Consider the following 11334-nt stretch of genomic DNA (forward strand, 5'->3'; position numbering starts at 1 on the left):
AAACCAGCCGCTGAGCGGCGTCAGTGCGTCGGGCCAGATCAGGAAGCGCATGGCGGTGCTTGCTTGATCAACTCATTGCTCTCGGTTATTTGCTCGCCGGCGCGCTCCAGCAGCGGGTAGGCGAGGGCGGCGATGTGGTGATGCACACGGCGATAATCACGCAGCACGCGCTGGAAAATGTCGCCGGATTCGGCCCAGGTATTTTTGTCCTCCTGCAGCTTGCGAAAGTGTTCGCGGCTGGCCGTGGCTTCGAGTCTTCTGACGACTTCCTTGCGGTGGACCAGATGATGCGCGGTGGCAATGTCTTCGCGCAGGAACACGGTGATCGCCAGGCTCAGGCTCGCCAGCAGCGCCTCGTGCAGCGGTGCAATGTTGCGCAGTTCGAACACCGTGAAGTGTTCGCCGCGACGCAAGCGTCGCATGGCCAGTTGCGCCAGGCTGCTGGACAGGATGTCCGCCGCGTGTTCGAGGTTGATCACGAACGCCAGGATTTCCTGGGAGCGATCGGCATCGTTGTCGCTGATGCCCTCGTGACCAATGTCCGCCAGATAAGCGCGAATAGCGGCGCTCAGTCGGTCCAGCGACTGGTCGATGCGTCGCAGTTCGTCGACATGCCTGGGCTGCGAGGTGTGGAACAGCTGCAGCATCCGTTCCTGCATCGCCGAGAACATGTCGGCCATACGCAGGGCTTCGCGAGCCGCGTTGGCGAGGCCGATGTTGGCCACGGCAAGCCCGGTTTCGTCCAGGTACTGCGGCATGCCGGGATCGACATCGCGCACAGGTGCCGGCAACCAGCGAGTGAGCAGCCGTGCCATGGGTTCGGTCAGGCCAATGAACGCCAGCGCCAGCCCCAGGTTGAAACCGGTGTGCAGGTACATCACCAGCGCGGTGGGGGCGACCGGAATCTGCGCCAGCCACCCGGCACAGGGTAATAAAAGCGCCGCGCCGAGGGCCCGGATCAGCAGATTGCCCAGCGGCAAGCGCCGGCCCACATTTGTGCCGGCGTTGATCACCGACGGCAATGCACCGCCGATGTTTGCCCCGAGTACCAGCGCCACCCCCGTGGTCGGCGACAGCAGGCCCGTGGCGGCCAGCGAGACGATGAGCAGCACGACGGCGACGCTGGAATGGCACATCCAGGTGAGAATCAGCGCCACCAGCAGGGCAATCAACAGATCTCCGTCCAGGCTTTGCATGATTATCCGGAACACCGGGGTGCTTTCGACATTCATCAGCGTGACGCCAAGCAGGTGCAGGGCCATCAGCATCAGTGCGAGGCCAATCAGGGCGCTGCCGATGCTTTCAAAGCGTGAATCGTCGCGCAGGCGAAAGATGACCACGCCGGCCAGTAACGCCATGGGGCTGAGCAGCGACACATCGACGCTGAGCAGTTGCACCACCAGCGTCGAACCAACGTTGGCGCCCAGCATCACTGCCAGAGCAGGGGCCAGGCCCAGCGTGCCAGCGGCGGTAAAAGAAGTCGCCATCATGCTGACGGCGGTGCTGCTTTGCAAAATGCCGGTGATGCCGATACCCGAGAGCAAGGCCAGCCAGCGGTTATTCAGGTTGTGCCCCAGCCATTGGCGCAGTGGCGTTCCAAAGCCGCGCAGCAGGGCCGAAGAAATCATGTGCGTGCCCCATAGCAAGAGTGCGATGGCGCCGGTGAGGTTGATCAGTAGAGTCGTTCCCGACATGAGAACTCTCCTTAATTCGGTGTGGCATTGATCGAAGTCCCGCAGGCCGGATCGTTATGTTGCGATGCACACATAACCTGTGGGAGCGAGCCTGCTCGCGATGGCGCTGAGTCAGCCAACCTGTCGGTTGAATATGAGCGCCTCTTCGCGAGCAAACTCGCTCCCACAGTCAGCTGTGGGTTCAGTTGCTTAACTGATCGTTATCAGAACCACTGCTTGAAGCGGCGGATGTAGAGGGTTTTCATCACTTGGGCGACTACGCAGTAGCTCAGCAGCGTGCCCACCAGCCAAGGGAAGTATTCCCATGGCAACGGCACCAGGCCGACCATTGTGCCCAGCGGCGAGAACGGGATGTAGATGCCCAGGCAGATCACCAACCCGGTCATCAGGATCACCGGCAACGCGGCGGTGCTCTGGAAAAACGGGATCTTCTGGGTGCGCAGCATGTGCACCACCAGTGTCTGGGACAGCAGCCCTTCAATGAACCAGCCAGACTGGAACAGGCTCTGCATTTCCACGCTGTTGGCGGCGAACACGTACCACATCAGGGCGAAGGTGGTGATGTCGAAAATCGACGAGGTCGGCCCGATCCACAGCATGAAGCGGCCAATATTTTTCGCGTCCCATTTGCGTGGTTTGCGCAGGAACTCCTTGTCCATCTTGTCCCACGGCAGCGCCAACTGAGAAACGTCGTACATCAGGTTTTGCAGCAGCAGGTGGATCGACAGCATCGGCAGGAACGGAATGAACGCACTGGCCACCAATACCGAAAACACATTGCCGAAGTTGGAGCTGGCGGTCATGTTCAGGTACTTCATGATATTGCCGAAGGTTTCGCGGCCTTTGAGCACGCCTTCTTCGAGCACCATCAGGCTTTTTTCCAGAAGAATGATGTCGGCAGATTCCTTGGCAATGTCAGTGCCGCTGTCCACCGAAATCCCGACATCGGCATCGCGCAGTGCTGGGGCATCGTTGATCCCGTCGCCGAGGAAACCCACGGTGTGGCCGTTGGCTTGCAAGGCTTTGAGCACCCGGGATTTTTGCAGCGGCGTCAGCTTGGCGAACACCGTGCGCTCTTCAACCCGCAGCTTGAGCGTGGTGTCGTCCAGTTGCTCGATGTCCTGGCCGAGCAACGGGGTACCTGGATCGAGCCCGACTTCACGGCAGATCTTGCAGGTGACCACGGCGTTGTCGCCGGTCAGCACCTTGACGGTCACGCCCATGTCGCGCAGTGCGGCGATGGCCGGCCCGGCGGTTTCTTTCGGTGGATCCAGGAACGTCAGGAAGCCGCGAATCACCAGTTCGTGTTCATCGCCGGTGGTGTACTGGTTTTTGCTTTGAGCTTTGGAAATCTCGCGGGTGGCGACCAGCAACACCCGGAAGCCTTCCTCGTTGTACTCGTTGGCCAGGGCCAGCAAGTCTTTGCGGCGTTGTTCATCCAGCGCCACGATGTCGCCATTTTCATGGACGTGGCTGGCGATGGCGAGCATTTCCTCGACCGCACCTTTGCACACCATCAGGTGATCGTCGTGGCTGTCCTTGACGATAATTGACAGGCGTCGACGGACGAAGTCGAACGGCAGTTCATCGACCTTGCTGTAGGCGAGCGGAACAAGGAACTTCGGATTCCGGTTGGCGAACTGTACAACGGCCTGGTCCATCAGGTTTTTCAGGCCGCTCTGGTGATGGCTGTTGAGCCAGGCCAGTTCAAGGATCGAGTCGTCGCGCCGGCCATGGCTGTCGACGTGGTGTTCCAGAATGATCTTGTCCTGAGTCAGGGTGCCAGTCTTGTCGGTGCACAGCACGTCCATCGAACCGAAGTTCTGGATCGCATTGAGACGCTTGACCACCACTTTGCGCTTGGCCATGGCCATGGCGCCTTTGGCGAGGTTGGCGCTGACGATCATCGGCAGCATTTCCGGGGTGAGCCCGACCGCGACCGCCAAGGCAAACAGGAACGCGTCGCCCCAATCACCTTTGGAGAAGCCGTTAAGCAGGAACACAATCGGCACCATCACCAGCATGAAACGGATCAGCAGCCAGCTGACGCTATTCACCCCACGGTCGAACGCGGTTTGTACGCGGGAGCCGACAATCGCCTTGGCCAGCGAGCCGAAGTAAGTCCGCGAACCGGTGGCCACGACAACAGCCTTGGCCGTGCCGCTGACCACGTTGGTGCCCATGAAGCAGATGTTCGGCAGGTCCAGCAGGTCCGACTGATTGGCAGCCTCGCTGGTCGCCGACTTCTGCGCGACGTTGCCCAGGGTGTCGTATTTTTCCACTGGCAACGCTTCGCCGGTCAGCACGGCCTGGCTGATGAACAGATCCCGCGATTCGATCAGTCGAATGTCGGCGGGGATCATGTCGCCGGCGCTGAGCTGAACGATGTCACCGGCCACCAAGTCGCGCATCGGCACTTCACGCAGCACCGATTTGCCGTCCCGATGCTCGCGACGCAGCACGGTGGCAGTGGTGCGAACCATCGCCTTGAGCGCTTCGGCGGATTTGGCCGAGCGGTATTCTTGCCAGAACCGCAACAGGCTGCTCAGGCTGACCATGGTCATGATAATGATGACTTTGGTCAGGTCGGCGTCGTGCGCTTCACCGTTGCTGATCGGCAACCAGTAGTCGGTGAAGAAGCTGATGCCGGCCAGTGTCAGCAGCACGTAGATGAACGGGTTATTGAGGGCTTTGAGTAGTTGGATAAGGGCGTGAGGTGGCTTGTCGTGGGCCACTTCGTTGTAGCCGTTGCGGGCCAGGCGGCCTTCGGCTTCGAGTTCGGTCAGGCCGTCGGTGGTGGCGTTGAGGTTGGTCAGGGTAACGGCCAGGCCGTTTTGCGCTTCCCGGGCGGCACGCATCGACAGTTTCGCGTTGTCGCTGGTGACGCCCCGGGTGGTTTTTTTTGCGGTGTTTGCAAGGGTCATTGTTGTGCTCCTGCCGCAGGCGTGCGGCACGACGCACAGGCCACTCAGCTAATCAAAGACGAGCGCACGTAGGTCGAGCCGCCAATAAGCGGTCGATTCTGATAGTTACGTTTTTTATGGGTTAATGTTCGCTGCCCGGGCACATGAAAGTGGCAGGCAGCGAACCGTCTACTGGCTTCGTCCATATTTAAATCCAATAATTTTATTAATTAACAGGCAGCAGTTAGTTGTCGAATTCCCATGGTGGGAAACCGTTGAAAGAAGAACGTTGAAGTTCTTTCAGATCAATTAAACGAATATGTTCCAAGGTTCAGGCCGAGGAGCATGCGTGCGATGCTCCAACTCTGTGGATCCTGGCTGTCGTCCATGCTCCAGCGTTGTTGGAGCTGACCCGTCATCGGGCAGACGCGCCAGTGGGCACGGGGCTGTGCCTTGGCAGGGAAAGAAGGGCTGGTAAATGGCGCACAGGCCCGGGCCGAGGCGAGACGCTCACGGCAGAGCTTGACCCGCAGGGTCGAGGCGAAGGCGCGTACGCCTGGCATTACTGTGGTTGTGAAGTTCATAACGTACCTCTGCACCGGACTGTCGTCGGCGAGGCAAGTTACGGTGGAGCATCAAGCTCTAGCGCAGCTCACCCGACCGAAAAGTCGAGTCCCGTGATGTTCTGGGTTATGTGCCAGATTCTGCTTTTTTGCAGCAATCCGACAGCGACTAGATACTGTGTCCATTGGCTTCTTTTGTGAATTGAAGAAAGGCCTGTGTAACCGGCCCGGGCAATTTACTCAGGCGAGTAGGTGAAGTCAACCTTAAATGTCGGGTTAATAGCTGTTTCATACAGAAAAAACCGGATCGGATAGTTGAGTTGGCAAGTGGTTCAGGTGAATGACAGTTAGTTATCAATCAATGCAGGCTTATCGTATTTATATCGAATATACAAACACCTTGCAGGAGACTGGCTTATTAGCGATGCCGTCCGTGAAATCGCCATCACCGCCAAGCCGGTTTCCTACGGAATTTGGGTTAACCACAACAATCCGGCATTCACCGCCGATCCGTAGGAGTCTGGCTTGCCAGCGATGGCGTTTTCAGCATCGCCATCACCGGCAAGCCGGTTTCCCGCAGGGCGCGTTATGATGAGCGGGTCCGTTTTCAACATCAGAGCCACAATGCACCCGATCAGTCATTTCCAGACCCCAGTTCCCGAGCACATCAATAGCCAGATTCTGCAGTTGGTTGTCGATAACCTCAGCGACATCAGCATGGTCGCGATACCACCAAGCAACCTGCTGTACAACGTTTACCAATATGCGATCGGGTTCGAAGTGCACCTGTACCTGGAGGCGCTGGGCGGTGAAAAAGGGATTGCCGTGGAATTGATCGTCGCCACCGACGAGGATGACCCGCAAAAGGTCATCGGCTTTTTGTTGTACCTGCCGGTCAAGGATGATGGCCAGGCGTGTGGCGTTGCTTATATGGCCGTACAGAATGGTTATCGGCGCCAAGGCGTGGCCCGCCGACTGCTGCGTGAGATGGTCGGCCGTTATCCGCATGCCGAACTGACGTGCTCCGTCGCCAAGGTGCCATGGTTTGAGGCGATGGGTTTTCAGGTGATCGGCGTGCGGGGCACCCAAGTGCTGATGAACACTCGCGATCACAGCAGTGACGGCTTGATGGGGCTGCTGGATGTGGCACCGATCTACAGCTCTTTGGAAGTGCGGCAGATCCACACGTACCTACTGCAAAAACACGGTAAGCGCGCGATGCTCGACGCCGAGAAGCAGCGTGACCGGCACCTCGATCAGCTGACGCACAAAGCCCGGGAGTTTGTGCGCCAGCGCAATCTTTGACGCCTCAGAGGTCGCGCATCATCAGGTATTGGTCTTTGTCCCAAGCCTGAAAACTTTCCAGTAGCGTCCACCCGCGCTTCGCGTAGTAAGCGCTTTTGTCCTGCGTGTGCAGATAGATCCGGTGTGCGCCGCTGTCTTTGGCTTGCGCGCAAACCCCTTCGATCAAACGTTCCGCCAGGCCCTGGCCGCGCGCCTGGGGAGTAACGAACACGCACGCCAGCCACGGGCCCAGATCGGGCCGATGCGCCAGGTCTGCCCTGGCCAGCGCCGCACCACCGACCAATTGACCATGATCCAGCGCTATCAGGCACTTCCAGTCGCCGTTGGCCTGGCCTTCGGTGAACTCGCGTTGCCACTCCGCCAAGGGTTGATCGGCGTACTCGTAATGAAATTGTTGGTGGATCCATGAAGCAAAAGTGTCGCTATGCTCCAGGTGATTGGCGAGCCAGTCGAGATGAAGCGTCATTGCGGTGAGTCCTTTCAAAAAATGGGTGGCCTATAAGAGCCGATTCATTGGGTATCGGCAATCCCCGAGCGACTTCTCGAGGCTGCCTGACTGCGCCGCCACGCTGCTGGTGGGGCGCCGAATTCACGGCGAAAAGCACGGCTGAACGCGGTGTCGGTCTGGTAGCCGACTTCTTCGGCAATGCGTGCCAGCGAGGCATTGCTGCGGCTCAGCAGATTGGCTGCCAGCATCATCCGCCACTGTGTGAGGTACTGCATGGGCGAGCTTCCGACCAGATGTTGAAATCGCTCGGCCAATACTGACCGAGAGGTGCCGGCGGTGCGCGCCAACTCTTCCAGGGTCCAGGCCTTTTGCGGATGCGTGTGCAAGGCATTCAATGCGCCGCCGACGATCCGGTCACCGACGCCTGCCAGCCAGCCGGTGCGACCGACGCCGTGCTCGTTCATGTACAGGCGCAGCACTTCGATGAACAACACTTCGGCCAGTTTGGCCAATACGCCTTCACCACCGGGCCTCGGCGAACGGGCTTCGGCCAGCGCATAACGCAACGAAGATTCCAGCCAGATGCCGGCATTGGAGCCGCGCACATTGACCTTGACCACGGTCGGTAACCCCGTCAATAACAGGCCCGCCAAACGGGTGTCGCAGGCCAGGTAGCCGCACACCAGTCGCGTTACGGCACCGCCACCGCCATAACTCAACTGCCTCGGCCGGCGTGCCAGTACCGCATGCAAGCGCGCGCCCGTGGCAGGCGCGACACCGGGTTCAGAGCACATGCGGTGCGCATCGCCCAGAGGAAACACCACCGCGTCGCCCGCCTTCAGCCGCAACGGCGGATCATCACCCAGTTCGACGTAGCATTCGCCTTCGGTGATCAGGTGGAAGATCACCACCCGTTCTGCGCCCGGTTCCAGGAAGGGCGCTGCGGTGTCGGCGGTGGGCGATTGGTAGCACCACGGCGCGGTGAATCTGGCACTGATGAAAATGGCACCGACCAAACGCACCACGCGCAGGGTTTGCGACAGGGCATCCATGGTGATTTCCCGTGTTGGCAGCGGTGTGTTGATTGTGAACTCGATGGTGTGCCGCGCGTAATCTCCGGACGATCGGACAAGCTTGACCGACGATCGGGCAGGACGCCGCCGATCACCGGCGCGATAGTGAGCCAACAGGGTCATCGGGCCCTGTGATCAATAACAAAAATGAGAGGTTGCCATGCCGAAATTCGTCATCGAACGAGAGATACCGGGCGCTGGAACACTGTCAGAAAGGGATTTGAAAGCGGCTTCGCAAAAGTCCTGCAAGGCCTTGCGTGAGGTGCCACAGGTGCAGTGGCTGCAGAGCTATGTCACCGAAAACAAGTTGTACTGCGTGTTCATCGCACCGGATGAGGAATCGATCAGGGAACACGCCAGGCAAAGCGGATTCCCGGCCAATAGCGTCTCCCGGGTCGTGACCGTCATCGACCCCACCACGGCAGAATGAGCCGGGCTGCGTTTTCAATCCTCAATGGAGCAAACGTAATGAGTACACCCATTGATTTTACTGCCCTCAAAACCCGTCAGATGGCCGCGTGGTCCAGCGGCGATTACGCGGTGATTGGCACTACCTTGCAGATTGTCGGTGAGCAATTGGCCGAAGCCTGCGACTTGCTGTGCGATGAGCGCGTGCTGGACGTTGCCGCTGGCAATGGCAACGCGACACTGGCGGCCGCGCGGCGTGGCTGCCATGTCACGTCCACCGACTACGTGGCAGCGCTGCTTGAACGTGGCGCAGAGCGAGCCAAGGCTGAGCGCCTGGAGGTGACCTTTCAGGTGGCCGACGCCGAAGCGCTGCCCTTTGCCGACGAGTCCTTCGATGCCGTGCTCTCGACGTTCGGTGTGATGTTTGCGCCCGACCAGTCACGGGCGGCAGCAGAACTGGCGCGGGTGTGTCGCCGGGGAGGCCGGATTGGCCTGGCCAACTGGACGCCAGAGGGTTTCGTCGGCCAGATGTTCAAGATCCTTGGTCGCCACTTGCCGCCAACGCCGGGGGCGCAATCACCCTCGCTGTGGGGCACAGAAGCCTGGTTACATACGCACTTTGACGAGCACGATTTCTTGCTGCAGGTGACTCGCCGAACCTTCAATTTTCGCTATCGCTCCACCGAGCATTTTATCGACGTGTTTCGCCAATGGTACGGCCCAACCCACAAGGCATTCGCCGCCTTGCCGCCGGATGGCGCGGCGGCGCTGGCGAGTGACATGGCCGACTTGCTGCACCGGTCGAATCGCGCGGGCGAAAAATCACTGGTGGTGCCGAGTGAATACCTGGAAGTGGTAATCACCCGACGTTAGGCACCGCTGCCGCCAGCAAGATCGCGCTAGCCGTGACGTGCGCCATCGAACCACTCAAGCGCGGTACGCCAGATGCAGATGCCCAGGAAGTAGGCCGACATCAGCAACCAAAGCCCCATCACCATCGGATTGATCACCGGGTGGTTGACCACCAGCGACAGGCTGCACAACAGCCAGACGGCTGTCACGGCGATGTTGATCGGCATGAATTTACGCACGCGAAATGGGTGCAAAAACTTCATGCGGGTCACGGTCAACAGCGCCAGGCCGATCACGGTGAGCAACGTTATCCAGGGTGATGGGGCAATAATGTAAAGGCACAGCGCAACCACGTTCCACGCCGCAGGGAAGCCCTGGAAGTAGTTGTCTTTGCTTTTCATGTTGACGTTGCAGAAGCAAAACAGCGACGACACCAGAATCAGCGACACAGTCAGCAGCAACGTGTACTCGGGCAAGGGGATGTAGCGATAGATGAACAACGCCGGGATGAACACATACGTCAGGTAGTCGATCACCAGATCGAGAATCGAACCGTCAAAACTCGGCAGCACCGATTGCACGTTGACCTTGCGCGCCAAGGCACCGTCCAGACCGTCGACGATCAACGCGACCCCCAGCCACAGCAGACAATTTGTGGGCTGGTTTTCCAGCAGGGCCAGGGTTGCAAGGAAGGCTGTGACCACGCCAGTCGCGGTAAAACCATGGGCGCCCCATGCTTTTAGCCTGGCAATGTGTAGGGTCGATATCACAGGGGCGTTCTCCAAAATTGTGAAGCAAGCCAGTCATCACCCTCGTGATCGAGGGCGGCGGCAAACCGGGTCGGGTTGCAGGTATCGACCGGAAATTCGCGAATAAGGTTCACCGTCTGTAAATCTTAGCTGCGTGGTAAAAAAATACCCCGTAAAAATCACACTTCCACGCCATCAAACTCCTCGCTCAGGGTGTTTGATCAAATGGGCCATTTCTTCAACATGCGCCGCAACCGGGGTGACCCACCAGAATTACCAGCCCACGCCACGCCCGGTAAGCGTTGTGTCAGCCCAACGGTGGTGGCGCAATTGCCCTCAGGGACTATCTTTTCCTCACTGTAATGCCTCTTAAAACAAGGACATCATCATGAACACCAGCGATCTGCTCGAACAACTGTTGCGGGCCGGGCAGGGCTCGACGGCACAACAAGGTGGCGCAGGTGCTTCGGCATCGGGTGGCTTGGGTGGTCTGGGCGGGTTGCTCGGCGGCCTGTTGGGCGGCGGGGCAGGTGCCAGTGCCGGTGGCGGCGGGTTAGGCGGTTTGCTCGGTGGGCTACTGGGTGGCGGCGCCGCGACGGGTGGTTCGACCCAGGCTCGCACGGGTGGCGGCACTAACTACGCAGCGTTGGCCTCGCTTGGCATGATGGCTTTCCAGGCGTACCAGGCTTGGCAACGCAATCAGGCTTCTGCACCGCAGGAAGCACCGCGTACCGCCAATCTTTTGTCCGGTCCGGAAGTGGAGGCACACAGCCACGCGGTGTTGCGTGCGTTGATCGCGGCGGCCAAGGCAGATGGACGGATCGATGATAACGAGCAGCAGATGATCAGCGCAGAACTCTCCAAACACACCGATGATCCGCAACTGCAACAATGGCTGGATGACGAAGTCGCCAAGCCACTGGACGCCGCTGAGGTGGCGCAGTCGGCCACCGATCCGGCCATTGCGGCAGAAATGTACCTGGCCAGCGTCATGGTCGTGGACGATCAGCAAGACGCCGAGCGTAGTTACCTGGATGAACTCGCGGCGGCGTTGAAGATTGATCCGCAGTTGCAAGTGCATCTGGAGCAACAGGCCAAAGGCACCGCCGCCGTCTGACAACGGCGCGGGCACGTTAACGGCGGGTGTCCACGAATAACTATTCATCGCCTTTGTTATCGTCGGCGATCTCCCGATCAATGAAGACTCGGCGCTGCCTCGAATGCGCAGGCTGGCCGAGGGTATAAGCCCTGCATACAAGGCTCGTCATTGACTATGGCCGGGCCTGCGCAATTGGCATTTGCCTGATTCATGAGCCCGTCCGTCTGGGCAATTTCAACC

The 11334-nt window shown here is 59.4% G+C and carries 10 protein-coding genes; 4 read left to right on the plus strand and 6 right to left on the minus strand.

The annotated features are described in order from the left end of the window. Positions 1–38: 38 nt before the first annotated feature. The 3 genes from ACQR3R_RS05085 to ACQR3R_RS05095 all read right to left on the minus strand — a co-directional run bounded on the left by ACQR3R_RS05085 (position 39) and on the right by ACQR3R_RS05095 (position 5181). Positions 39–1694, minus strand: a complete 1656-nt coding sequence (locus ACQR3R_RS05085) for a Na/Pi symporter (RefSeq protein WP_428270920.1) — start codon at positions 1692–1694, stop codon at positions 39–41. 203 nt (positions 1695–1897) lie between these two features. Continuing rightward, entirely contained in the window at positions 1898–4618 is a 2721-nt protein-coding gene (gene mgtA, locus ACQR3R_RS05090) for a magnesium-translocating P-type ATPase (protein ID WP_428270921.1), read from the minus strand. 284 nt (positions 4619–4902) lie between these two features. Beyond that, positions 4903–5181 (minus strand): hypothetical protein, encoded by a 279-nt coding sequence (locus ACQR3R_RS05095; RefSeq protein ID WP_428270922.1) that lies wholly within the window; start codon positions 5179–5181, stop codon positions 4903–4905. A gap of 603 nt (positions 5182–5784) precedes the next feature. On the opposite strand from ACQR3R_RS05095, the gene ACQR3R_RS05100 reads away from it, so the two are divergent. Next, positions 5785–6465, plus strand: a complete 681-nt coding sequence (locus ACQR3R_RS05100) for a GNAT family N-acetyltransferase (RefSeq protein ID WP_428270923.1) — start codon at positions 5785–5787, stop codon at positions 6463–6465. A gap of 4 nt (positions 6466–6469) precedes the next feature. Here ACQR3R_RS05100 and ACQR3R_RS05105 read toward each other — a convergent pair whose 3' ends face one another. Together ACQR3R_RS05105 and ACQR3R_RS05110 are read right to left on the minus strand one after the other, a co-directional pair. Beyond that, a complete protein-coding gene (locus ACQR3R_RS05105; RefSeq protein ID WP_428270924.1) occupies positions 6470–6931 on the minus strand; it encodes a GNAT family N-acetyltransferase in 462 nt (153 codons plus the stop codon). Between the two features lie 44 nt (positions 6932–6975). Beyond that, positions 6976–7965, minus strand: a complete 990-nt coding sequence (locus tag ACQR3R_RS05110) for a cupin domain-containing protein (RefSeq protein WP_428270925.1) — start codon at positions 7963–7965, stop codon at positions 6976–6978. 181 nt (positions 7966–8146) lie between these two features. Here ACQR3R_RS05110 and ACQR3R_RS05115 point away from each other — a divergent pair, with 181 nt between their 5' ends. Together ACQR3R_RS05115 and ACQR3R_RS05120 are read left to right on the plus strand one after the other, a co-directional pair. Next, the gene (locus ACQR3R_RS05115; RefSeq protein WP_428270926.1) at positions 8147–8416 is read left to right on the plus strand and encodes a nickel-binding protein; all 270 of its coding nucleotides are present in this window, start codon (positions 8147–8149) and stop codon (positions 8414–8416) included. A 38-nt stretch (positions 8417–8454) separates the two neighbouring features. Then, positions 8455–9267 (plus strand): methyltransferase domain-containing protein, encoded by an 813-nt coding sequence (locus tag ACQR3R_RS05120; RefSeq protein ID WP_428270927.1) that lies wholly within the window; start codon positions 8455–8457, stop codon positions 9265–9267. Between the two features lie 26 nt (positions 9268–9293). Here the strand turns inward: ACQR3R_RS05120 and pcsA are convergent, their stop codons facing one another. After that, complete coding sequence (pcsA, locus tag ACQR3R_RS05125; protein WP_428270928.1) at positions 9294–10016, minus strand: phosphatidylcholine synthase; 723 nt, start codon at positions 10014–10016, stop codon at positions 9294–9296. A 367-nt stretch (positions 10017–10383) separates the two neighbouring features. Here pcsA and ACQR3R_RS05130 point away from each other — a divergent pair, with 367 nt between their 5' ends. After that, on the plus strand, positions 10384–11112 hold the full coding sequence (locus ACQR3R_RS05130) for a DUF533 domain-containing protein (protein ID WP_428270929.1): 729 nt from the start codon (positions 10384–10386) through the stop codon (positions 11110–11112). Positions 11113–11334: the final 222 nt, after the last annotated feature.

The organism is Gordonia sp. IEGM753 (assembly GCF_050321825.1).
GTDB lineage: Bacteria > Pseudomonadota > Gammaproteobacteria > Pseudomonadales > Pseudomonadaceae > Aquipseudomonas.